The sequence below is a fragment of the Serratia sp. OS31 genome, from assembly GCF_014164835.1.
Taxonomy (GTDB): Bacteria; Pseudomonadota; Gammaproteobacteria; order Enterobacterales; family Enterobacteriaceae; genus Serratia; species Serratia liquefaciens_A.
Genome location: NZ_JACJFQ010000006.1, coordinates 192,699 through 216,451, shown reverse-complemented (window position 1 = coordinate 216,451; position 23,753 = coordinate 192,699). Strand labels below are relative to the sequence as shown.

Genomic DNA, 23,753 nt, shown 5'->3' with positions numbered 1-23,753 from the left:
AGTTTGGTGCTACCAGGTCGAAGGGAGCGCAGGTATCCCCGGGAACTGAAATCATTGAAACGAAAATATCCTATAAAAAACAATGCCGGTCACCTTAAGTGACCGGCATTACGCTTTTGCGGGTTTTTTTATGCTTACAGCGAAGTGGACAAGGCTGAACATAATCACTGTTTTCTGGCTATCCAGGCATGAATCAGCAAGGACTGAAAGAAACGCCGTGGCCGTGAAAACCCTGCGTTAGCGATGAGTTTCTCGATGCTATTAGGCGGCAGCAATAACAGCCTGTCGCTAAATGGTATTTTTAACGGGTCTGGCGTTCGGGGTGTTTGACGGTGGGGCCCTCCACCTTTTCTGGGACTGGCGTATTTCTGGGGTTATCCAGCGCCTGCTGTTTGCGAGCTCGCTCGTCCATGACAAGTCGATAAGCGATGTAGTACTTGTAGATGTTACTGACATAAGTCACCGTTTCGGCACCGATCCGCTCGGCGGCCAGATACTCCACATTGCCAAACCATATATTGGGGTTAAAGCCGCGTTTCTTGGTTTCGGCTTGCAAACGGGCAATACGGGCCGGTCCGGCGTTGTAGGACGCGAATGAGAAGAGCACTTTGTCGAGAGGTGTCATGGGTTCGTCAGCGTAGTATCGGTCGATCATCCAGCGCATATATTTCACCCCAGCATTGATATTGGGATCCAGATTGCGTATGTCGCCGACTTTCAGTTCCTTGCCTGTACTAGGCATTACCTGCATGACACCGATGGCGCCGACCCGGCTGCGGACCGACTGGTTGAGGCGTGACTCCTGGTAGCCCTGGGCTACCATTAGTAACCAGTCCACATCATAACGATCGCCATATTTCCTGAATATATCCACCATCGCCAGAAATTTGCTGCGTTCCTTCTCTGCCGTTGCATTCTTGACATATTTTGCGCTCTTCAGGTAGCGCACCAGGATGGTGTTCCCCAGCTTGCTGCCCTGGCGATTATCTTTGACGAAGTTATTCAGTAAAGCGAGAAGCTGCGGGCTGTTCTTGCGAACGGCCCAGGCAATATTGGCATCGTCACGCAGCACCACATCCTCGTGTATCTGAATTTTGGGAAATACTTGTTTCCAGAATAAAGCCTTGTGCCGATCGACCACGATCAAGGGGATAAGGTCGGCGTTCAGCATCTCAATCAGATCTTCATCTTCAAGCGATTCGGGGGCCGCTTCAAGGGTTACGGGAGGAAGAGATTCCTGGGCGAAGTGCGCATTCAGGGCCACCAGACTTTCGTAATAGCTCGACGAAGGGCGTACGAAAACTGTCTTGCCAGAGAGCTGTTCCAGGTTTTCCACTTTGGGCGATGAGGGGCCAGAGAGCAGCAGTTCTTTAACTTTCGGGTAGAGGGGGGTAGTAAATGTCACTTGCTCTTGGCGTGCCGGGGTAATGGTAAGGTTGGCCGCCGCGATATCTCCTTTACCTTCGTTGAGCGCATTGAGTAGCTGATCGCGTGCGACGGGCACAAAGATGACACGTACCTTGAGGTGACGGTGTTTGAGCTTGTTCTCTTTCATCAACGTCAGGTTAAGATTGCGTTCGAATTCCAAAAATATGTCGTGGGTGAGGCCTCGCTGGGTCCCTTTGTTGATGAAAAAGAAGGTCTTGCTGTAGGTGGTTAACACCCGGATCACCCGTCGACCGAGCATGCCTGGCAAGTCCCCCTTCCAGGGCTGCATGATGTCGTCCATGTTGACTTTCAGGGTATCGCGTTCTTCCTGCTTCGACGGCTTATCCTTCACCGTAGCAGCATGAGCTGGGCCGACAAGCAGTAGGGCGGTGAAGCAGGCGATGAGTAATCGGTGAAAAGAGATAGCATTCATGGAGGACACTCCGAATGGCGCATCTTTTCATTGTAGACAAACTAAAAAAGCCCCGGGTGGGGCCTTTTGCTTGCGGAGGAATATTAAGCCGAAAAACCGCCGTCGATGCTCAGGCTGGCGCCGGTGATATAGCCCGCTTCCGGCCCGGCGAGGTAAGCGACAAAGCTGGCGATCTCCTCATCCTTGCCGTAACGGCCTACGGCCATCAGCAGTTTCAACTGTTCAGCGAAATCCCCTTCATCCGGGTTCATTTCGGTATCTACCGGACCAGGCTGCACGTTGTTGACGGTGATGCCGCGCGGGCCGAGATCGCGTGCCATGCCTTTGGTCAGGCCCACTAAGGCTGATTTGCTCATTGAGTACACCGCGGCGCCGCCAAAGGGCACGCGTTCGGCGTTAGTGCTGCCGATATGAATGATGCGACCGCCGTCATTCATATGGCGCGCGGCTTCCTGGCTGGCGACAAATACGCTGCGCACGTTAACGGCCAACATGCGATCCAGATCCGCCAGCGCTAACTCTTCGGTGCTGCCCAGTGTGAATACGCCGGCGTTATTAACCAGAATATCCAGATTACCGAAGCTATTCACCGCCTGGCGAACGGCCTGTTGCACCGCCGCAGCATCGGCGCTGTCAGCCTTGATGGCGAGCGCTTTGCCACCGGAAGCGGTGATTTCACTCACCACCGCGTCAGCTCTATCGGCGGAGGCCACGTAGGTGAAGGCCACTGCTGCACCTTCACGCGCCAGACGTTTGACGATGGCGGCGCCAATACCGCGTGAGCCGCCCTGAATGAAGGCGACTTTGTTTTGCAGAGGACGTGTTGTTGTCATGGTATTTCTCCAGAGTAGGGGGAGGTTAAAAAATCTACCGGACCAGTATCTGGGAAAAGTAGGGCGGCCACTAGCCACAAAGAGCTATAATCAGCTTAAACCACGGGTTTGAAATCAACAGGGGAAACCATGCTGGGCCATCTGGAATGTTTTGTCAGCAGTGCAGAGAACGGCAGCTTTTCCGCGGCCGGACGCAAGCTGGGCATCAGCTCTGCGGCAGTCGGGAAGAACGTGACCAAGCTGGAGACGATCGTCGGAGTAAGGCTTTTCCAGCGCAATACGCGCAAATTGATCCTGACCGAAGAGGGCGAACGTTTTTTGCAGGAGGTCAGCGGCGGCTTGTTGTCGATCCAGTGCGCATTAAAGGGGGTAAGCAGCAGCGGCGGCGTGGCGGCCGGCACGCTGAAGGTCAGCATGGGGACGGCGTTCGGCCTGCATTTTGTCATGCCGATGCTGCCCGACTTTCTGGCGCGTTACCCGGCAATTGTCCCCGACTGGCATTTCGACAACCGCAAAGTGGACCTGATTGGTGAACATTTTGATGCCGCTATCGGGGGCGGTATCGAATTGGCGCAGGGCATGATTGCACGTGAACTGGCCCCAGCCCACGGCGTCCTGGTGGCTTCTGCAGCCTATCTGCAGCGCAACACAGCCATCCAGCAGCCGGAACAGTTGATGAACCATGCGGGCATTTTTATCCGCTCACCGCAAACCGGGCGGATCCGCAATTTGCCGCTGCGCAATGCGGAGAATGAGCAGCGAGCGCCGTCGATGGAAATCAAAATGACGGTAAACGAACCGGATGCCGCAGCGCAGGCCGCAGAACTGGGATTGGGCATTGCGCTGATCGCCATGCCGAATGCCTTGCCTTATCTGGAAAGCGGCCGGCTGGTGCGGGTCTTGCCGGGGTGGTATGTCGATCGCGGCAGTGTGTACCTGTACTTTCCGACCACCAAGTTTCTGCCGACCAAAACCCGGGTGTTTGTCGATTACATGGCCGAGCAGTTTCGTCTGCAGAAGCTGGCGACGCGATTTGATGCCCGCTAGAAACAAGAAAAGCCCCTTGCGGGGCTTCTTTCTTCCATCAGTTTACTGTCTGACGATCAGTTGAAGATTTCTGCGGTGCCGTACAGTTTGTTCTGGCCACCGGCGGAGATGATGCGGTAAGAGCTGGCGCCTGATGCAGCGGCTTTGCTGGCCAGTTCATTTTCCAGCGTGCTCAGGTTGGAAGCGCCGCTCACGGACACCACACCGATTTTCTGGGCACCGGCCGCAGGCTGGTTAGCAGGTTGGTCAGCGGCAACGCTGGCGAAAGAAGCGGTGGTCAGCAGCAGAGCGGTAGCAAAAAATTTGATGTTTTTCATGATTCAATCCTCAGGGTATTTTTTAGGTGAGAGGCTGTTGTCTCTCGATGTGTTAGATAATAGGCCGTCGTACCCAAAGAGAAAATCGGAGAGTTTTGAGTATCTCTGTCAAATTTATTGATTTAAATTTGAGCGCCAGATGGCCTTGTTGGCAGGCGGGATAATTCACCACTACCCTTTAACCAGAAGCCTCGGCATATATCGGGTATGGCAACAGAGTGGAGAAGCCCCATGATTATCGTGCACCATCTAAATAACTCGCGATCGCAGCGCATCCTGTGGTTTTTGGAAGAATTGGGTGTGCCGTACCAGGTGCAGCGCTATCAGCGCGATCCGCAAACCATGCTGGCGCCGCCGGAGTTGAAAAAAATCCATCCGCTTGGCAAGTCGCCAGTGATTGTCGATGGCGATCTGACGCTGGCGGAGTCCGGCGCCATTATTGAATACCTGCAGGAAGCCTACGATGCCCAGGGGCAGTTTATCCCCACCGATTATCACGCTCGTCAGCAGTATCGTTACTGGCTGCATTATGCCGAAGGGTCGTTGATGCCGCTGTTGTTGATGAAGCTGGTGTTTAGCCGTCTAGGGCAGCCGCCGATTCCCTGGTTATTACGGCCGGTGGCGGGGGCCATTGGCAAAGGCGTACAGCGGGAGTATCTGGATAAACAGATCGCTCCGCACTGCGACTATCTTGAGCAACACCTGGAGAAAAGCACCTGGTTTGTCGGCAATGAATTCAGCGCGGCGGACATCCAGATGAGTTTCCCGCTGGAAGCGATGGCGGCGCGTGGCGCACTGGACGGCTGCCCGAAGCTGCGTGGCTATTTGCAGCGTATCCATACGCGTCCGGCCTACCAGCGGGCACTGGAGCAGGGTGGGCCTTATGACCTGCTGAAATGAGCGAGTGGGCTATACTCGATGAGGTCACTCTTCGTCGGAGGTAGCCCATGGCTACGCAAATCTTTGTTAACCTGCCGGTGGGCGATCTGCCCGTTTCCATTGAATTCTTCACCCGGCTGGGTTTTAGCTTCAATCCGCAGTTCACCGATGATACCGCCGCCTGCATGGTGGTCAGCGACAGCATCTATGTGATGCTGTTAACCCACGACAAATTCAAAATGTTCACTCCGAACCCTATCGGCGATGCCAGAAAGGCGACCGAAGTGCTGATATGCCTGTCGCAGCCTAACAGGGCGGCGGTTGACGACCTGGTGCGCAAGGCGATTGCCGCCGGCGGCAATACCTATAACCAGCCGCAAGATTATGGCTTTATGTACGGGCACGGTTTTCAGGATCTGGACGGACACATCTGGGAACTGATGTACATGGATGAAAAGGCGGCACAGGCTCAGTAGCCCGCTTTTGCCCTCCGAAAGGGGGGCGTTCCCATCGGATTTACCTATGAGACAAATACCGTGTTTTCGATAATGATTGATCCCAGTGCTTTTCTGCATAAATTGGCGCGATCTTTGGTTGATCAGACGGTATGGAAGGCTGGATAATCGTTTGCCTTGAATAAACCACCATAAATTACCCGCACCATTCACTGTGAGTTAAACGTTTGCCTTTTATGCGACGCCGGTTGGCGACGTGAGCAAGGGGCAGAAAAGCAAACGTTACCCTAATGAACATGCGTGGGCGGAATAACAAGCCTCTTTAAACGGGCTGGCAATGAAACACAGGGGACAGCAACATGTCGAATTCTCAAGCGAATAACGCCGTTAAACCAAAAGGCGGGCTTGATGGTTATTTTAATATTTCTGCGCGTGGCAGCACCGTGCGTCAGGAAGTGGTGGCGGGGCTAACCACCTTCCTGGCGATGGTGTACTCGGTGATCGTGGTGCCGAGCATGCTGGGCAAAGCCGGCTTCCCACCCACGGCGGTGTTTGTCGCCACCTGCCTGGTGGCGGGCCTCGGTTCGTTGCTGATGGGGTTATGGGCCAATTTGCCGATGGCCATCGGCTGTGCGATTTCACTGACCGCCTTCACGGCGTTCAGTCTGGTGCTGGGCCAACACATCAGCATTCCGGTGGCGTTGGGGGCGGTATTCCTGATGGGCGTGCTCTTTACCATTATTTCGGTAACCGGCATTCGCGCCTGGATCCTGCGCAATTTACCGATGGGCGTAGCCCATGGCACCGGCATCGGTATCGGCCTGTTCCTGTTGCTGATTGCGGCTAACGGCGTTGGTCTGGTGGTAAAAAACCCGCTGGACGGCCTGCCGGTGGCCCTGGGCGCATTCACTTCGTTCCCGGTCGTGATGACGCTGCTCGGGTTGGCGGTGATTTTCGGGCTGGAAAAACTGCGCGTTCCCGGCGGTATTCTGCTGGTGATCATCACCATTTCGGTGGTGGGGCTGGTGTTTGACCCGGCGGTGAAATACCAGGGCCTCTTCGCGATGCCAAGCCTGGCGGATGCCAACGGCAACTCGTTGATTTTCAGCCTGGATATCATGGGCGCATTGCAGCCGGTGGTATTGCCGAGCGTGCTGGCGCTGGTGATGACCGCGGTGTTTGACGCCACCGGTACTATCCGTGCGGTGGCCGGCCAGGCCAACCTGCTGGATAAAGACGGGCAAATCATCAACGGCGGTAAAGCGCTGACTTCGGACTCCCTGAGCAGCATTTTCTCTGGTTTGGTCGGTGCGGCCCCGGCGGCGGTTTATATTGAATCCGCAGCGGGTACGGCAGCGGGCGGCAAAACCGGCCTGACCGCGACCGTGGTCGGCCTGCTGTTCTTGCTGATCCTGTTCCTGTCGCCATTGTCTTATCTGGTGCCGGTTTACGCGACCGCACCGGCGCTGATGTACGTCGGCCTGTTGATGCTGAGCAACGTCACCAAACTGGACTTCAATGATTTTGTCGATGCCATGTCCGGCCTGCTGTGCGCCGTGTTTATCGTGCTGACCTGCAATATCGTCACCGGTATCATGCTGGGCTTCAGCTCATTGGTGATTGGCCGTATCTTCTCCGGTGAATGGCGTCGGCTGAATATCGGCACCGTGCTGATCGCCGTGGCGCTGGTGGCATTCTATGCCGGCGGCTGGGCAATCTAACCGCTATGTCGTTTCCCCCGTCGCTCCGGCGGGGGTGTTTGTCCCCACTTCTGATTCAGATAAATCTCCTTCTGCCGATGCTGCATTTTGAAAGGCACAACAAGCTTTAACCGCCGTAAAAAAAGTGATCTACTATCGGGTATACATCAGAGATGTAGTCTGAACCCAAGAGTCTAAGGAAAGCATGGAAATCTTTTTTACAATCCTCATATTAATCCTGGTGGTCTCCCTGTCCGGGGTGGTGACTCGCATGTTGCCGTTCCAGGTGCCGCTGCCGTTAATGCAAATCGGTATCGGGGCCCTGTTGGCCTGGCCGCATTTCGGGCTGCACGTCGACTTTGACCCTGAACTGTTCCTGGTGCTGTTTATCCCGCCGCTGCTGTTTGCCGATGGCTGGAAAACCCCGACGCGGGAGTTTTTGCACCACGGTCGCGAAATTCTTGGCCTGGCGCTGGTATTGGTGCTGATCACCGTGGTCGGCGTCGGTTATCTGATTTATGCCATGGTGCCGGGCATTCCTCTGGTGGCGGCGTTTGCGCTGGCGGCGGTGCTGTCGCCAACGGATGCCGTGGCGCTGTCCGGCATTGTCGGTAAAGGGCGTATTCCGAAGCCGATCATGGGCGTGCTGGAAGGCGAGGCGCTGATGAACGATGCGTCCGGCCTGGTTTCACTCAAATTCGCTATCGCGGTGGCGATGGGCACCATGGTGTTTACCGTGGGCGGCGCGACACTCGAGTTTCTCAAGGTGGCGATCGGCGGCCTGCTGGCCGGCGTAGCGGTCACCTGGCTCTACAGTAAATCTTTGCGGATCATGAGCCGCTGGAGTGGTGATGACCCGGCGACGCAGATCGTCTTCCTGCTGCTGTTGCCTTTTGCCTCTTACCTGATTGCCGAACACATTGGCGTCTCCGGGATCCTGGCTGCGGTAGCGGCGGGGATGACCATCAGCCAGTCCGGCGTGATCCGTAACGCGCCGCTGGCGATGCGCCTGCGCGCCAACAGCGTCTGGGCGATGCTGGAGTTTGTGTTCAACGGCATGGTGTTCATCATGTTGGGCCTGCAGCTGCCGGGGATCCTGGAAACCTCTATCCTGCAGGCGGAGCTGGATCCGACCATTCAGACCTGGTACCTGTTTGCCGACGTGGCGATTATCTACGCGGCGCTGCTGGTATTGCGTTTTACCTGGCTGTGGCTGATGAAAAACGCCAGCCGTCGCTTTATGAAAAAGCGGCCGTTGCAGTTCGGTGAATACACCACCCGCGAGCTGTGGGTAGCGTCGTTTGCCGGGGTGCGAGGGGCGATTACGCTGGCCGGTGTGCTGTCAATTCCGCTGTTGCTGAGTGATGGCACCGCCTTCCCTGCGCGTTACCAACTGGTGTTTATCGCCGCTGGGGTGATCCTGCTTTCGTTGATTGCCGGGGTACTGGCGCTGCCGCTGTTGCTGCGTGGCGTTCAGGTGGCGGATAAGAGCGTCAGCAAGAGCGAAGAGCGGATGGCAATCGCCATGGCAGCCGAAGTGGCGATCGAAAGCATCAACAAAATGGAAGAGCGATTGGCGGTCGATACCGAGGAAAACCTCGATCCGCAGGTGCTGAAAGAGATCAGTTCGCGAGTGGTGGGGACGCTGCGGCGGCGCATCACCACCAAAGACGATATCGAAAATGCGCTGATGCTGGAAAACCTCGAGCGTCGTTTCCGCCTGACTGCGCTGCGCGCAGAGCGCGGCGAGCTATATCACCTGCGCGCCACGCAGAAAATCAGCAACGAGACGCTGCAGAAGCTCCTGCACGATCTCGACCTGCTGGAAGCGCTGTTGATAGAGCGAGAAGGATAATACCCACGGGGCCGCAAATGCGGCCCTGATTATTTATGGCTACTGGCTGCCGGCCAGTAGTCGCGGCAGCAGGCTATCCAGGCCTGTGCACTGTGCGACAGGTAGCTGCCCTGCCGCCAGATCAACCCGACCTTCCATTCCATACGCGGTTCCAGCGGCAGCCAGATCAGGTTTTCCTTATCCAGCCATTGGCAGACCGGTTCCGGCAGGGTGGCGATACCGACCCCGGCCTGCACCATCGAAGCCAGGAAATCCCACTGTCCGCTGCGCACCGCAATCTGCGGCTCAAACCCGGCCTGACGGAACGCTTTCATCAGCATTTTGTACAGTGCGAAGTCCTCGTTATAAAGCAGGATCGGCCAGTCGGCCAACTCGGTGATATTGATGCTGGTGCGGTTAAGCCAGTGTGGCGTACGCGGCGCAACCACGCACATGGGGTGGACGAGTAACGGCAGGAAGGTCAGCGGCTGATCCGAATCGACCGGCAGTATGGTCATCGCCAGATCCAGCTCGCCGGACATCACCGCCTGCTCCACCGACAGCCCGCCCAGCTCGGAGATTTTCAGCTCGATGCCAGGGTAGGTTTGGCGGAATTGACGGATCAGATCGGCAATCTGCCGCCCGACCATGGGCGGAATACCCAGCCGCAGCACGCCTTTTTTGACCGAGCTGATGTCTTCCAGCTCCGCCTCCAACTGGCGGAACTCATCAATGATCGCCAGTCCGCGCTGGTATACCGCTTGCCCGCTGTCGGTCAGGTGCAGTTTGCGGCCTTCTCGGATCAGCAGCGTGCATTCCAGCTCTTCTTCCAAATGGCGCAGCATCTTGCTGATGGTCGGCTGGGTGACGAACAGTTTCTCCGCCGCGCGGGTAAAGCTTTGCTGGCGCACCACTTCCACGAAGTAGCGCAGGGTGCGGACATCCACGTTGGATTCTCCTGGGGGAAGTACCGTCGGGAAACTATTCCCTGATGGCATGATGTCGATAATTTTAATTCATTTCAGGCGAGGTTTCCTGGCTGCGTATACTGTAAACCGTGAATTTTTTGCTTAAGGCCTTTCCCCATGTTACTGGCGTTCCGCCAAGCTGCTCCCTCGGTGTTGTCCCGGCTGCAGGTGCCGATCCAGGTTACTTTATATGCGGTGCTGTTTTTGATTGCCGACCGGTTGGTGCAGCAGTTCCATCTGCCGCTGCCCGCCAACATTGTCGGCATGTTGATGTTGTTGGCGCTGATCCTGCTGCGCATTCTGCCGCTGAATTGGGTCAAGGCCGGTTCGCGCTGGTTGCTGGCCGAGATGCTGCTGTTTTTTGTCCCGGCGGTGGTGGCCGTGGTGAACTATGCCCAGCTGTTAATGGTGGAAGGGTGGAAGATTTTTCTGGTGATTGCCATCAGTACCATGCTGACGCTGGGCATGACCGGATTGGTGGTCGATCGGGTTTATCGACTGGAAGTCTGGCTGCAACGGCGCAAACAACGCGATGAATGATTTTATCCTTAGCCTCGCCTGCTTTCTGGCAACCCTGGCGCTGTACTTCGCCAATAAAAAACTTTATCGGCGCCGTCGTACCCTGCTGCTGATGCCGCTGGTGTTGACGCCGATGATCCTGGTGCTGCTGCTGGTGGTGACCCACATCTCCTACCAGGACTACATCGGTGAAACGCACTGGCTGCTGTGGCTGCTGGGGCCGGCCACCATCGCCTTCGCGGTGCCGGTGTATGAGAATTTGCATATCATACGCCGCCATTGGTTGTCGCTAAGCGCCGGGGTGCTGACGGCGGTGTGTGTGGCGGTTTACAGTTCGGTGTGGCTGGCGCGCCTGCTGACGTTACCGGAAGAGGTGCAACGCAGCCTGGCGGTGCGCTCCATCACCACGCCGTTTGCGCTGGAAGCCGCCAGGCAGATGGGCGGCCAGCCGGATTTGGTGGCGCTGTTTGTGGTGATCACCGGAGTGTTCGGTATGGCGGTGGGCGACATCCTGTTTCTGCGTCTGTCCGTGCGCAGCAGCCTGGCGAAAGGGGCCGGGCTGGGGGCCTCGTCGCACGGCGCCGGTACCGCGAAAGCCTATGAGATGGGGCAGGAAGAAGGCGTAGTATCCAGCCTGGTGATGATGCTGGCAGGGATTATCACGGTGATTGCCGCCCCACTGATAGGGCAACTGATGTGGTGAGCCTGCGGCACGAGCGCCGCAGGCGGGGAAGGGTTAACGAATACCGGTTGATGCAGTTGGTGCTCGCGTAGGTTCGCGCAGCACCCGGCCGATTTCCTCATGGCTGAAAATAATAGAGTGATGGTTACAAGCCAGAGGCTGTATCTGCAAAGACGGGCTGATGGATGACAACCCGTTGTCGGCAATCGCCAGCAGCTCGCGTCCATCCCCTTGGTCGGTCATACTCAAATTCACGTCCTCCGTGGCTTTAAATAACGTGATCCGTGCGTATCTCAATGGCGCACTGAGCCTTTCCTTATTCAAAGACAACTCCGTAGGCTCCGCTCTTAGCGCTCTGGCTGCGGCTTCGCCATCAATCCCCAGCATAGCCAACATGGCCGCCAGCAGGCCAGGTTCGCTGCGGAGCTGGAAGGCGGTTTGATAAAAGGTATCCAGCAGGAAGACCTGCACGTCACGGAACCCACGACTTTCAAGCTGCGCCGCCATTTCAAGCGCAATCAGCCCCCCCAGCGACCACCCCAAAAGGCGTACGGGGCGGCTGGGAGCCAGTTTCATATGGCCGAGATAATATGACGCCAATTCGCGTAATGACGTGATGGGTGTCGGCATAAACAGGTTGTAATTGTTTATGCCAAAGGCGTTAAACGCGCCTTCCAGCGAACTGGCCAGATCGTGGTAAATATCGCAGCCGGTGACCGCAGGATGGATCATCCAGATGTCGTCGGCGGCCTGGGTGCGGTTAAGCCGCAGTACCTGCTTGAAGGCAAGGCTGGTTTGGTTTAGCCGCGCCAACAGCTGTTGTAACGGTGCTGCCGTAATCGGGGCATCAATGTTCGAGGCCTGCTCGCTGGCCAGTGCTTGCGCCTGGGCGCGTAATGACGGATGAGCGAACAGCGTTTTTATCACCACCGGGTAGCCACGGCGCTTCAGTTTGACCAGCAGTTGAATGGCATGCAGCGAGTGGCCGCCGAGTTCAAAGAAATCATCATCCAGGCCAATTTTCGCGACGCCCAGCAGTTCGGACCAGAGTTCGGCAAGCTGTTTTTCCAGCGCAGTTTGGGGCGCTTCATAGCGCAGTGAAACTTGCGTAACCGGTGCGGGGGCAGGCAAGGCTTTGCGATCCAGCTTCCCATTAGGCGAGAGGGGGAATGTTTTCAGCCTGACAAAGCTGGAGGGCACCATAAAATCGGGTAACTGCTGTTGCAACTGCTGACGCCACTGTGCCGAACGGACATTCTCGTCCGTTGCGACCACGTAGGCTATCAGCCGTTTTCCGCCCAGTCCGTCTTCCTTTGCCACTATTGCAGCATCTTCCACACCTGTGCACTGCCGCAGCTGCTGTTCGATTTCGCCCAATTCAATACGCATCCCATGGATCTTGACCTGAAAATCATTTCTGCCCAGGTACTCAATGTTGCCATCCGGCAGCCAGCGGGCGAGATCGCCGGTTTTATACAAACGTGCATCGGGCTCGGGGCTGAAGGGGTCGGCAATAAAACGCTCGGCGTTCAATTCCGGGCGATTAAGGTAACCGCGGGCGACCTGGATACCACCGATATGGAGTTCGCCGGCGACGCCGGGTGGCAGCGGTTGTAGCTGATGATCCAGAATATGGAGTTGCGTATTGGCGATGGGTTTGCCGATCGGCACCAACGGCCGTTCGTCATCGGGCAGACATTGCCAACTCGACACATCCACTGCGGCCTCAGTCGGGCCGTAGAGGTTATGCAATTGCGCCTGTGGCAACTGCTGAAGGCAGCGTTGCACCGTCGCCAGGGGCAAGGCTTCGCCGCTGCAGAGGATGCGGCGCAGGGACGCGCACTGCGCCATTTCGCCATGCCGCAGGAATAATTGCAGCATCGAAGGGACAAAATGCAGCGTGGTGACGCGGTGTTGAGTGATGCAGGCGCTCAGATAGTCAGGGTCCTGATGGCCGCCGGGTTTGGCGATGGCCAGTTGCGCACCCACCATCAAAGGCCAGAAGAATTCCCAAACTGAAACGTCGAAACTGAACGGCGTTTTTTGCAGTACCACGTCATCATGCGTCAGAGGATAGGCTTGCTGCGTCCAAAGCAGGCGGTTGATTACACCCCGATGTTCATTCATTACGCCCTTGGGTTTTCCTGTCGAGCCGGAGGTGTAAATCACATAAGCCAGGCTGCGTTGCGGATCTGATGCCAAAGGGGCAAGATTTTCCGTGGATCCCTGCTGCCATTGATGACTATCGTGCTGCAGGTGCAGACGCGGAATAACGACGTCATGGAGCAGATGCAGCGCTTGCTCACCGGCCTCGTCGATCAGCACGAATTTCGCGCCGCAATCCTGCAGCATATGGCGCAAGCGATCTTGCGGGTAGTCAGGATCGATTGGCACATAGGCGGCCCCCGATTTTAAAATGGCATACAGCGCCATCACCATCTCCGGGCTGCGGTTGACGCAAACCGCAATGCGATCGTCCGGCTGTATCCCTTGCTGACGCAAGAATCCGGCAAACTGGTTCGCCTGCTGATTCAACTGCAGATAGCTTACCTGGTGTTGCTCATAGCACAGTGCCGGGGCGTTAGGCGTGCGCAGAACCTGTTGCTCTAAAAATTGATGAATGCCCTGCGGCATGGCCCAGGATTGCTGAGTATGATTCCATTCGCCAAAAATTTGTTGTCGTTCAACCGGCAGTAACAGCGGCAATTGAGCCAGGGGCAGGTCAGGATCGCCTTCTAACAGGTTATCGAGCATTTGCAGGATGCGGCTGGCGATACGTTCACCGTCTTTATCGCTAAACCAGGCTTGGTTGAGGTTGAACTCCAGCAGCGGATCGTCACCCGGATGGTAATGGCGCAGATAGATACCCAATGGCAGCTGTTCATAGCCATGATGGATGTTCTCGACCTTAAACGGACTCCCTTCCAGCTCGATATCGGTCGGGAAAGCCTCCAGCGAAAAGCTGATATCAAACAGCTGGCGTCTTCCCTGCTGATGCAGGTTCAACTGGCGGTTCAGTTCGGCAATGGGAAAGCGCTGGTGGCGATAGCATCTGCGCAGCTCGCTACCCACTTGTCGCAGCAGGTGGTGAAAGGGCTGCTGCAGGTCCACGGTGATATTGAGCGGGATCATGGAGGAGAACATACCCAGCGTTTGTTTATGATCCTGGGTGCTGCGGTTATGCACCGGGATGCCTAAAGTGACATTGTCCACCTGCCAAATTCGCGCGAACCAGCTTGCCAGCAGGGCCACCATAAAGTGCATGGCTGAGCCGCCGTGATGAGCTGCATATTGCTCTAATCGCAGAAAGCGTTCGCGCGGCAAGCGCTTGATGATTTGGCTGCTGGGATAGGCTTGCTGCTCTGTGTATTGCAGTCGTCGCTCCAGCACAGAAGGCGGTACCGTTGCAAAACGTTCCAGCCACCAGTCACGGTCGCGTTGATAACGTAATGACTGGAGATAAGCCCGATCGCTAACCACGAAATCCCCGTAGTGCGACTTGCTGGCCTCACTTTTATCCCCAGTTTTTAATTGCTTATAGCGATCCATGATCATACGGCTTAATAAAGAGATCGAGGTGCCATCGGCAATCAGATGGTGCGAGGCCAATAACCATAGCGTAGTCGAATCATCGATTTTGGTTAAATGGCAGCGCCAGAGCAGGTCTTCATAGAGTTGATAAGGTTGGATAAAGATGTCGCGCAGGTGGTTTTGAGCCAGGCTGGCGGCATCTTCTTGCTGCGAAAAGTCGGTGTAGTGAAGTTCAATGGATCTTTGAGAAAGAGGTTGCTGAATGATGCCTTGCGGTGTTTCCTTCAGGATGGTTTGCAATGCATCATGCCGTTGCTGAACCTGTTGGATGGCTTCTTTAAACAGAGGGAAAGAGATCTCCCGCTCCACTCGCCATAAACACCCCACATTATAGAGAGGAATATCAGGATTTAATGTCTGGTCGAGCCATACGGCCTGTTGTACCGTCGTGAGAGAATAAGCGGACACGGAACCACCTCCATAAAAATAGGAAAGAGTCGACTTAAATAGGTGCGTAGTCGGTAAGTACTCGAACATTATAAGAGGTGCTGGTAAATTCGCCCAATTTAACATTAACTATTTTAAATTGTTTGCTTGAATAATTTAAAATGGATTTGTTTATTGTGCAATAATTATCAATTAAATAAATTCATTATCTATTGTCAACAATGATTTAAATATCAGTATTTAATTATTTAACGAGAAAAGATAAAAGGGGGGATCAATAGGCCAGCAGAAACCTGGATGATTCAGTTTTTGTGTAATTAATTGATTTTTATGCATTTATTTTTATTTTTCCGTTGGGATTATTTTTCTGAAAGCTTTAGTGGGGGATGTTGTCTTCATGGTGAGGCCCGAGCTCACTCCTGATTTCCCATCAAGAATAGGAGTAATCTATTGCTATTCTTATTATTTGTGGGTTCTCGCCAGGATATCCGCGAGTACACTCTTTGCATAAAACTGCAGGATTTCTAATGATATATTATTTAGTAATAAATAAGAGCATTATCCGATTATTGTGGAGCTGGCGTATAAAAATATGGCACGCGCATGACGGTTTAATTAATTTGGAATGAATTAAGTCTATTTATAATAAGCCAGCCTACGCCATCTTATTCTCCTGGCCTGTTTAGAATTAAGCAAGGAGGGCCATTATGCCATGGCCCCCCAGGAGGTATCAGGCCGTTGCCGCGGTCCTGATCAGTTCCACCACCAGTGGCGAAAGCTCGTTCCGCAATGCCGCACGTTCGGACTGAAACAGCGTGGCGGCGTAAAAACGGTGTCCCGGTAGCTCTACCGAGCGAACATCACCTTCACTGTCGTGGCCGCTGATTATCAGCGGGTGCCGTTGCAGATCGGCGACAAATTCCGGGTTGACGCCGAAGTTGCAGTGGTAGCCTTCACTCGTTTCCAGCTTGCCGTAGACACGGGCTGCCAGCGTATTGGGTTGGAAAATAATGGCACCGCTTTTTTCGACCAGCGAACAGCTCAGGGGGGCGATCACCAACCGACCCCCGTTGTCGGTTTCCGCATGTCCGGCATCGTGCCAACCCATCACGTTACGGGCGTACTCTACGATTGCATATTGGAAACCACCGCAAGATCCCAGGAAGGGAACGTTTTGCTCGCGCGCATGGCGGATAGCCAGAAAGGCGCCGTCGTCATGCTTGTACGGGCTGCCGGGCACCACCCAGATGGCATCATAGCGTTGCAGGACCGAAGTGTCGGTAATGCTTTCTGTGGGCAGCCAGTGGGATTGAATATCGACGTCGAGGTGTTTGGCGGTGAGTTGGAGAGCGATGGGGATGGCCTGGTGAGAAACGGCCTGGGGTTGGTAGTCACCGACCAGAGCAATACGGACTTGAGCTTTCATCATTTCCTTTTCCTGTGCGGGTAAAAAAGGAGGTTACAGCAAAGATCGGCGCTCATCCGCAGTTTTTTAAATCCGGCGCACAAAAAAGCCCGGCATTGGCCGGGCTGATGAATATTTTTTTGCTCAGTACAGCGACGGTGCGCCGGCCGGCCGGGTTTTAAAGCGACGATGCAGCCACATGTATTGCTCAGGGGCGCGCATGATCTCTTTTTCCACCACTTTATTCATGTAAGCCGCTGCGGCAATTTCATCGCCGATAGGATAATTTTCCAACGCCGGTTGGATCAGCAGATCATAACCCCGACCTTTCTCGCGGCGGATCAGAACCACCGGTACCAGCGCCGGTTTGGCCATGCGCGCCAGCATAAAGGTACCGCTGGTGGTGGCCGCCTGATCGACGGCGAACAGTGGAGCGAACACGCTACCACGTGGGCCATAGTCTTGATCCGGGGCGAACCATACGGCCTCGCCGCGCTTGAGGGCATGAACCATGCCGCGCAGATCTTTGCGATCGAGCATCGCCTTGTTGGAACGCATGCGCCCTTTGGTCTGTGCCCATTCCATCGCTTTATTGTTGTGCGGGCGGTACATCGCCATCATTGGCTGACACAGACCCATGGCACGGCCACCCAGCTCCAGCGACATAAAGTGCACGCCAATCACCAACACACCGCGTTGGTTCTGCTGCGCCATTTTCAGGTGGTTGATGCCGGAAACGTTGAACCAGCGTTTGACGCGCTTATCTGACCAGAACCAGGCCATGCCGGTTTCCAGCAGGCCCATGCCGAGGGATTCGAAGTTGCCGACCACTTTACGCTCGCGCTGAGCCTCGTCCATATCCGGGAAGCACAGTTCCAGGTTGCGGCGGGTGATTGAAACGCGACGTTTCAGAAAGCGCATCGAGGTGCGGCCCATCCACACGCCGAGCTTGTGCAGCACCGGGTAGGGGAGTTGGACCAACAGGAATAAGCAGGCCAGGCCGAACCAGGTAAACCAGTAGCGCGGATGCAGCAGGGCCGATTTGAATTTTTGCGGACGCTTCATATGAACTCATTTATGCATTAAGGGGGCAGCAACCTGTAACGCATAAAGATCCACTCAATTGCGATACAACTACTCAGACACCCAGATACCACTATGGTTTAGCCAGATTCCATAATTGACTAAATCTTTACACTCGAAGAGCGGTTCGCGCTGCTATCAGGCTTCGGGAGGAGGGCTGTAGGCCAGCGAAGGCGGTCCAAGACTGTCCAGTTTACCACACAACGTCAGGGGGAGGATCCGAATATTCCGATTCCCAATGGAGGAAAACGGTGCATTTTTTGGTGAGTTTTTTGTGCAAAATATGCGCGAAAAGATCAAAAAATTAGCATGTAAATGCGCTGAAATACGGTGGGATATAAAGTTTGAAATTTGCTTTATATCATGGCGAAGTCAATGAATATGTATTATGCGTTTGTGTATTTTTTCCCCTGTAACAGGGGATGTTAGTGCTATTGATTTTTCTCGACCTTATTTCATCAATGTTTTGTTTTTATTATTGTTTTTATTGAAATAAAACAATATGGAAACTTTTTGATACAGGGTGATACATTTCATTTTGTTTTAATGCCCATTTTCAATTCTCATCCAGTAAAATTGCGTCTGTGGATTCTTGTACTGGATTTTTATCTCAAGAGGGAATATTGTTTTTGGCGTAGTGCTGGTGGTCAAAATGAAATTTTCAAAAAACAGTGGGATCGCTCACTGCTACTGCATTGGTAAAACGCTAACTCGCACTCTGACGTAGACCCAATCTCGATAAATACCCTATCCAAATTCCTGATAACGCCTTGGGATAATTTCTTGGCGAAAATAGACATCTGATCAATGAAAACCAATGCGCTGATTCAGCTTTGTTCCTAAGAACAATGGCTGCGGACGGCTATTTCCGTTGGCCGGGTTAGCAATGAATTAGTTTTCCATCACAAGCAATGAAATGAATAAGGGGCAGAAATGTACTCATGGTATCTCATTTGCTATCGTTCCAGATTACATGCGAAGGTTATTGATGAAATAGAACGTATTGGTGTTGAATGTTATATGCCAATGAAAACCAGGTTAACATTACGTTCCGACCGGAAAAATTCGTTTAGAACTCACACCACTCCATTGTTCCCCGGTTATTTATTTGTGCGATTCTCTCCAGAAATCACTCATACCACTTTAATAGCTAAGCAAAGTAGCGTGCAGGGATTTGTTCGTTTGGGAAGAGAGATTTGTACCGTCTCTCAGAATATTATTGATGCTATCAGATGTCTTTCTTTTCGATTAGAGAATAAGGATGAAAAATTAAGCTATATAGAATGCAAAAATGTTTCCCCTGGCATGTTGAAAGAAATAGAGAAAATAATAAAGGTGGAAAAGCCAGAGGTTAGGACTCAAACATTATTGCAATATCTCTCTTATTCAATCCAACATCCAACGGCTTTATTGGCAAGCGGTTAATGAACCTCAAGGGCATGGCTTGAAATGCCACCTGATATTGGCAGGTGTTATCTCTGGCGCTGTTTTAATCCCGTAATGCTTGAAGTTGCTTCTGTGTTGATGAATGTGCTTATCACCTTGATGCAATGCTCATTATTTGGGGTTTTATTCAATAATAAGGAGTTCTCTAATGAGCGTAAGAACAAGGTTTGCGCCCAGCCCAACGGGTTTTTTACACGTCGGCGGGGCAAGAACAGCTCTCTATTCCTGGCTCTATGCACGCCATAATCACGGCAAATTTATTCTGCGTATTGAAGATACCGACGTGGAACGGGAAAAGGAGGGCGCGGTCGATGCCATCCTGGACTCGATGAAGTGGTTGGGTATGTATTGGGACGAAGGCCCCTTCTACCAGACTAAACGCCTGGAGCGGTACAACGAGGTGGTCGATCAACTGTTGGCGTCTGGGCAGGCCTACCGCTGCTACTGCAGCGAGGAGCGCTTGAATGCACTCAAGGCTAAGCAGGAAAAGAACAAAGAGAACTTCATTTACGACCGCCACTGTCTGCATCATCTGGGGCATGATTCCAGCGTGCCCCACGTGGTGCGTTTGAAAAGCCCACAGCAGGGTATTGTGGCCTGGGACGACATGATCCGAGGGCGTATTGAATTCAGCAACAGCGAGTTTGATGACTTTATTATTCGCCGTACCGACGGCTGGCCAACTTATAACTTTTGTGTGGTGGTCGATGATATCGACATGCAGATGACGCATATCATCCGCGCCGAAGAACATATCAATAATACGCCGAAGCAGATTTATGTTTACCGGGCGTTGGGGCTGGAGCCGCCGGTGTTTGCCCATGTCTCGCCAATACTCGGGGATGACGGAAAAAAACTTTCCAAGCGCCACGGGGCGGCCAACGTAATGCAATACCAAGAGGAAGGTTTTTTACCTGAGGCATTGCGTAACTATTTAGTGCGTTTGGGGTGGGGATATCAGGATAAGGAAATTTTCTCTTTGGATGAGATGATCTCTCTGTTCGATATTAACAATGTCAGCAACTCCCCCAGTGCATTCAATACGGAGAAATTACTGTGGCTCAACAAGCATTATATTGCTACCGCCACGGCCGAACATTTATTGCCCGATTTGCAATGGCAGCTCCAACGACTGGCTATCAGTACGGAAGATGGCCCACCGCTGGCACGGCTGGCCGAGCTGTTAAAAACTCGAGCCAGAACGATGAAGGAAATGGCGGAAGCCTGCCGCAGTTATTACGGTGAATATCAGTGTCACAACCAGGAAACTTACGAGCAGTTGCTTGCTTCTGCACATCCGACAGTTTTCTGTGAAATCTATCAGCGCTTCTCCACGATAAACGACTGGCAAAGTGCTGAGATTAACCAGGTGATTGGCGATATTTCCAAGGAATACGGTACGTCGTTAAAAGACATCAATATGCCGTTGCGATTATTCATTCTCGGGGCGAAAGATACGCCATCGTTAAATGATTGCCTGGCCGTATTGGGAAAAGAAAAAACGCTGACTCGCTTGCATGCGGCAATAGAGAAAATGTCGTGTAAATAACAGGTAATAGGGCTGGCCACCGTAAGATTAATCACGATGGCCGGGAGGTATTAGGCTGGGGTGACAACCAAAATTAATTCCTGAAGGAGGTAAGTCGAAGCGTAATTATTAGCGGTATCCACGGCAACTTTCATGAAAACACATCAAATAAAAAGAGGTGATTTATTATGACTAATCAATATATGCCTATCTATTCCACTGAGGTGGCCCAACACACTTTATCGGAAGGGAAGATCCCAGAATCATCCAGCTGCCCGAGTTCTGTTTTGAATTTGATTAAAGATCGTTTAATGCTAGACGGCAATGAAAAACAGAATTTGGCGACGTTCTGCACCACCTGGTCAGAGCCCGAAGTGGACGAGCTGATGAAGCTGGGATCGGTAAAAAATCTGATTGATAAAGAGTTGTACCCAGAAACGGCAAAAATTGAAGTGTGCTGTACAAAAATGCTGGCGGGGTTGTGGCATGCGCCAGACGTGAATAATTCGATTGGTACTTCCTGTGTGGGGTCCAGCGAAGCGGCAATGTTGGGCGGTCTGGCGCTGAAACGTAACTGGCAGCAAAAACGCAAGGCGAAAGGGCTGGACACTTCCAAGCCAAACCTGGTTACTGGCCCGGTACAGATTTGCTGGAAAAAATTCTGTACCTATTTTGAGATTGAGCACCGCGAGGTGCCCATCCGCGAAGGCGCCCTGTGCGCCCACCCCGACGACATGGTTAATTACATCGATGAAAATACCATCGGTGTGGTGCCTACCTTCGGGACGACCTTTACGCTGGTGTACGAAGACGTGCTTGGCCTGTCCAATGCGCTGGACAAGCTACAGAAAGAGCGTGGCCTGGATATTCCGATCCACGTTGATGCGGCATCCGGCAGCTTCATTGCGCCTTTCGTCGAAGAGCAAAGCCACATCGTATGGGACTTCCGTCTGCCGCGCGTAAAATCCATCAACTCTTCCGGTCATAAATACGGTCTGGCCCCGCTGGGCCTGGGTTGGGTGGTATGGCGTGAAAAACAAGACTTGCCTGACGATCTGGTGTTCTACGTTAACTATCTCGGCGGCAACATGGCGACTTTCGCCCTCAACTTCAGTCGCCCCGGCGGTTCCGTCATTGCTCAGTACTACCAACTGCTGCGACTGGGCAAAGAAGGTTATTCCGAGATCCAGCAGACCTGTGTGGATACCGGTAAGTTCCTGGCGCATAAATTGGCCGACTTCCCAGAATTTGAAATGCTCTACAGCAGTGAAGGGGGGTTGCCTGGCGTGGTCTTTACCCTGAAAGACGATGTAAAAGGCTTCACCCTGTATGATTTGCAAAACCAGGTGAAACAGCGCGGTTGGCAAACGGCGGCATACCCGCTGCCGAGCAACCGTCAAAACACCATCATCATGCGCGTTCTGATCCGCTACGGCGTCAGCACCACATTGATGAATCTGCTGGCGCAGGACATCCGCAACATCGTTGACCAGCTAAAGGCCAACGCCACTACCCATGAGTCCGTGCTCTGCTGAGCGCTTCCTGACGGCATTCACGCCGTATCCCAATGGGGACGTCAAACACACTGACGTCAGTGCTCAGCGTGCCGGCAGGCCCCGTTGCTGCCGATGTTCTGAGCTACTCCCGTCTTTGCTTTGACTGACCTTCTTACTGAGCGTCCGGGCACCTACTGGTGGTGTCTGGGCGCTTTGTCTCGCAAAGGTGAATAATGAGCACTCAAACAACGACCTCGGGCAAAATGAAGTTCGGGACGATAGTCCTGTTCGGCATTAACTGCCTGCTGGGGGCAGGGATCTTCATCACCCCCGGCAAAGCTTATTCTGAACTGGGTATGAACCTGTTTCCGGTACTGGTGATCTGCGCCGTTCTTGCGCTGATCATGGCATTGGCTTTTGCTGAAATGGCCGGTATTTTTACTAAAACCGGGGGGGTTTACGTTTACGTTAGCGCCACTTTTGGTCCTTTCCTGGGGTTTAATATCGGCTTTATGCGTTTTCTTGCCGCCTGCGTTGCATTGGCGGTACAGGTAGCCGCATTGCCGGGGATCATTACCACCGCGTTAGGTATCCATTTGGCGCCGGCCAACTCGGCGATGATCAGTATCGCTTTTGCCTGCGTGCTTTGCGGTATCAACCTGATTTCGGTAAAAGTGATGTCGGTGTTTACCCGCGTGAGCAGCTGGCTGGTATTGGCGGCGTTAATCAGCTGCATCCTGGTCTCTTTCAGCCATTTCGACCTGGCTAATTTTACCGATGTGCCAGGGTTGGTACCGCAGTCGACCGGGGTTGAAGTACCGGCGTTTGGTCATCTGACCTCGGCGGAGTTTTCAGGCGGATTCCTGCTGTTGTTTTACGCGATGGTGGGTTTCGAGAATATCGGCGTGGCCTCGCAAGATATGGAAAACCCTACCCGCGACATCCCACGGGCGATCATTCTGGTGCTGTTGTCGGTCACGGCACTCTATTTCCTGCTGTTTGCTTCCATTATCGGGTCCATGGGGGGCGAGCATCTGGCGTCTTCCGATAACTCCGTGGCGGACAGCGTGGGGATGGTTCTGGGCAACGGCGCTCGTGCGGTGATGTCATTAGGATCGGTGGTTGCCCTGTTTGGTATCGGTCTGGCCATGTGCTTTGCCGGGCCGCGTAATCTGGTGCCGCTGGCGGAGGATGGCTTCCTGCCGGAGTCCGCCGGCGCCAATAACAAACGCGGCGTACCGGCCAAATCGATCATTGCGATGTTGGTGGTGACCATTATCTTTATCGTCCTGGCGAATGCCATGTCGAAAGAGTCCTTTGTGCTGCTGGTGGAGGTCGCAACGGTTTGCCGTCTGCTGCAGTATCTGGCGGTGATTGTCGGTATCTTTGTGGTGCGCAAGAAAAAGATGCAAGGGACTTACCGCATGCCGTGGTTCAAGGTACTGGTGCCTATTTGCGTATTGGTTTGCCTCTATCTCGGTTCATGCACCCCACCAACCGTGCTGTTCATTACGCTTGGGTTGATAGTGATTTCCCTGCTGGTGTACTTCTTGTACGCGCTACCGCACGCGAAGCGGGGAGATGACGGCCACCATCACGGCCATCATCACGCGGCTTAATAAGACTTAATAAACACAAAGGCGCTGACCCGGAGGGGCAAGCGCCTTTTTTGCGTTCAGATGGGACGACCAACAAGAAAAAGGCGCCGCCTCTTGCGAGGTT

18 protein-coding genes are annotated in these 23,753 nt (G+C 53.7%); 11 read left to right on the top strand and 7 right to left on the bottom strand.

The genetic code is table 11. The features are described from left to right. Window positions 1-301: 301 nt before the first annotated feature. Both H5P17_RS08155 and H5P17_RS08150 read right to left on the bottom strand, forming a co-directional pair. Entirely contained in the window at window positions 302-1,861 is a 1,560-nt protein-coding gene (locus H5P17_RS08155; RefSeq protein WP_182822222.1) for a lytic transglycosylase F, read from the bottom strand. An 83-nt stretch (window positions 1,862-1,944) separates the two neighbouring features. Beyond that, complete coding sequence (locus H5P17_RS08150; protein WP_182822220.1) at window positions 1,945-2,694, bottom strand: 3-oxoacyl-ACP reductase family protein; 750 nt, start codon at window positions 2,692-2,694, stop codon at window positions 1,945-1,947. 129 nt (window positions 2,695-2,823) lie between these two features. Here H5P17_RS08150 and H5P17_RS08145 point away from each other — a divergent pair, with 129 nt between their 5' ends. Continuing rightward, window positions 2,824-3,741 (top strand): LysR family transcriptional regulator, encoded by a 918-nt coding sequence (locus tag H5P17_RS08145; protein WP_044553768.1) that lies wholly within the window; start codon window positions 2,824-2,826, stop codon window positions 3,739-3,741. A gap of 56 nt (window positions 3,742-3,797) precedes the next feature. Here the strand turns inward: H5P17_RS08145 and H5P17_RS08140 are convergent, their stop codons facing one another. Further along, entirely contained in the window at window positions 3,798-4,058 is a 261-nt protein-coding gene (locus tag H5P17_RS08140) for a YdgH/BhsA/McbA-like domain containing protein (protein WP_020837147.1), read from the bottom strand. A 231-nt stretch (window positions 4,059-4,289) separates the two neighbouring features. On the opposite strand from H5P17_RS08140, the gene H5P17_RS08135 reads away from it, so the two are divergent. The 4 genes from H5P17_RS08135 (at window position 4,290) to H5P17_RS08120 (ending at window position 8,947) form a co-directional block, all read left to right on the top strand. Then, complete coding sequence (locus H5P17_RS08135) at window positions 4,290-4,958, top strand: glutathione S-transferase family protein (RefSeq protein WP_044553766.1); 669 nt, start codon at window positions 4,290-4,292, stop codon at window positions 4,956-4,958. A 47-nt stretch (window positions 4,959-5,005) separates the two neighbouring features. Beyond that, window positions 5,006-5,413 (top strand): VOC family protein, encoded by a 408-nt coding sequence (locus H5P17_RS08130; RefSeq protein ID WP_182822218.1) that lies wholly within the window; start codon window positions 5,006-5,008, stop codon window positions 5,411-5,413. 338 nt (window positions 5,414-5,751) lie between these two features. Then, entirely contained in the window at window positions 5,752-7,113 is a 1,362-nt protein-coding gene (locus tag H5P17_RS08125) for an NCS2 family permease (RefSeq protein ID WP_020837144.1), read from the top strand. Between the two features lie 184 nt (window positions 7,114-7,297). Beyond that, window positions 7,298-8,947 (top strand): Na+/H+ antiporter, encoded by a 1,650-nt coding sequence (locus tag H5P17_RS08120; protein WP_044553762.1) that lies wholly within the window; start codon window positions 7,298-7,300, stop codon window positions 8,945-8,947. Window positions 8,948-8,976: 29 nt separating this feature from the next. Here H5P17_RS08120 and H5P17_RS08115 read toward each other — a convergent pair whose 3' ends face one another. Then, window positions 8,977-9,873 (bottom strand): LysR family transcriptional regulator, encoded by an 897-nt coding sequence (locus tag H5P17_RS08115; RefSeq protein WP_182822216.1) that lies wholly within the window; start codon window positions 9,871-9,873, stop codon window positions 8,977-8,979. Between the two features lie 138 nt (window positions 9,874-10,011). Here H5P17_RS08115 and H5P17_RS08110 point away from each other — a divergent pair, with 138 nt between their 5' ends. Together H5P17_RS08110 and H5P17_RS08105 are read left to right on the top strand one after the other, a co-directional pair. Continuing rightward, window positions 10,012-10,434, top strand: a complete 423-nt coding sequence (locus H5P17_RS08110; RefSeq protein WP_044553759.1) for a CidA/LrgA family protein — start codon at window positions 10,012-10,014, stop codon at window positions 10,432-10,434. Continuing rightward, a complete protein-coding gene (locus tag H5P17_RS08105; protein ID WP_044553757.1) occupies window positions 10,427-11,116 on the top strand; it encodes an LrgB family protein in 690 nt (229 codons plus the stop codon). The genes H5P17_RS08110 and H5P17_RS08105 overlap by 8 nt, the downstream gene beginning before the upstream one ends. Window positions 11,117-11,149: 33 nt before the next feature. Here H5P17_RS08105 and H5P17_RS08100 read toward each other — a convergent pair whose 3' ends face one another. The 3 genes from H5P17_RS08100 to lpxP all read right to left on the bottom strand — a co-directional run bounded on the left by H5P17_RS08100 (window position 11,150) and on the right by lpxP (window position 17,543). Continuing rightward, window positions 11,150-15,094 (bottom strand): non-ribosomal peptide synthetase, encoded by a 3,945-nt coding sequence (locus tag H5P17_RS08100; protein WP_182822214.1) that lies wholly within the window; start codon window positions 15,092-15,094, stop codon window positions 11,150-11,152. A 709-nt stretch (window positions 15,095-15,803) separates the two neighbouring features. Beyond that, window positions 15,804-16,499, bottom strand: coding sequence for a CTP synthase (locus H5P17_RS08095; RefSeq protein WP_044553903.1), 696 nt, complete (start codon window positions 16,497-16,499; stop codon window positions 15,804-15,806). A 123-nt stretch (window positions 16,500-16,622) separates the two neighbouring features. Then, window positions 16,623-17,543, bottom strand: coding sequence for a kdo(2)-lipid IV(A) palmitoleoyltransferase (gene lpxP / locus H5P17_RS08090; protein ID WP_044553755.1), 921 nt, complete (start codon window positions 17,541-17,543; stop codon window positions 16,623-16,625). A 951-nt stretch (window positions 17,544-18,494) separates the two neighbouring features. Between lpxP and H5P17_RS08085 the strand changes: the two genes are divergently transcribed. From H5P17_RS08085 to H5P17_RS08070, 4 genes are all read left to right on the top strand, one after another. Next, the gene (locus H5P17_RS08085) at window positions 18,495-18,986 is read left to right on the top strand and encodes a transcription termination/antitermination NusG family protein (protein ID WP_071827057.1); all 492 of its coding nucleotides are present in this window, start codon (window positions 18,495-18,497) and stop codon (window positions 18,984-18,986) included. 169 nt (window positions 18,987-19,155) lie between these two features. Continuing rightward, complete coding sequence (gltX, locus tag H5P17_RS08080; RefSeq protein WP_044553753.1) at window positions 19,156-20,556, top strand: glutamate--tRNA ligase; 1,401 nt, start codon at window positions 19,156-19,158, stop codon at window positions 20,554-20,556. Between the two features lie 167 nt (window positions 20,557-20,723). Continuing rightward, on the top strand, window positions 20,724-22,070 hold the full coding sequence (locus H5P17_RS08075) for a glutamate decarboxylase (RefSeq protein ID WP_122080323.1): 1,347 nt from the start codon (window positions 20,724-20,726) through the stop codon (window positions 22,068-22,070). A 194-nt stretch (window positions 22,071-22,264) separates the two neighbouring features. Further along, complete coding sequence (locus tag H5P17_RS08070) at window positions 22,265-23,650, top strand: APC family permease (protein WP_156033861.1); 1,386 nt, start codon at window positions 22,265-22,267, stop codon at window positions 23,648-23,650. The last annotated feature ends 103 nt before the right edge of the window (window positions 23,651-23,753 follow it).